The organism is Azospirillum oleiclasticum, from assembly GCF_013423485.1.
GTDB classification, from domain to species: domain Bacteria; phylum Pseudomonadota; class Alphaproteobacteria; order Azospirillales; family Azospirillaceae; genus Azospirillum; species Azospirillum oleiclasticum.
On sequence record NZ_JABFFR010000115.1, the window covers coordinates 1 to 459 of the forward strand.

The following is a 459-nucleotide window of genomic DNA, read 5'->3' on the forward strand; positions in this document are numbered from 1 at the left end:
ACGACGATGACGGTGAGCCTGCTGGAGACGCTGGCCGGCGGTGCGGGCACCGACGCCATCACCATCGCTGCCGGCGGCGCCACGCTGACGGTGTCGGCGGTGGAGAGCCTGACCGGTGGTTCGGGCAACGACGTTGTGACGCTGGGTTCGGCCGGCAGCACCATCGCGGTGAGCTTGCTGGAGACGCTGACGGGCGGTGCGGGCACCGACGCGGTGACGTTGGGTGCCGCGGGCAACACGCTGACCGTGTCGGCCCTGGAGACCCTGGCGGGCGGTGTCGGGACCGACATCGTGACGCTGGGCTCCTCGGGCAACACCCTGAGCGCGAGCGGCCTGGAGAGCATCGGCGGCGGTGTCGGCACCGACGTGATCCTGCTGGGTTCGTCCGGCAACACGGCGATTGTGACGAGCCTGGAGATCCTGGTTGGCGGTGCCGGCACCGACATCGTGACGCTGGGC

General features: G+C 70.8%; 1 pseudogene. It reads left to right on the forward strand.

What is annotated here, in order from left to right:
• Nucleotides 1-459: pseudogene (locus tag HL658_RS36515) on the forward strand (hypothetical protein); the annotation flags it as partial.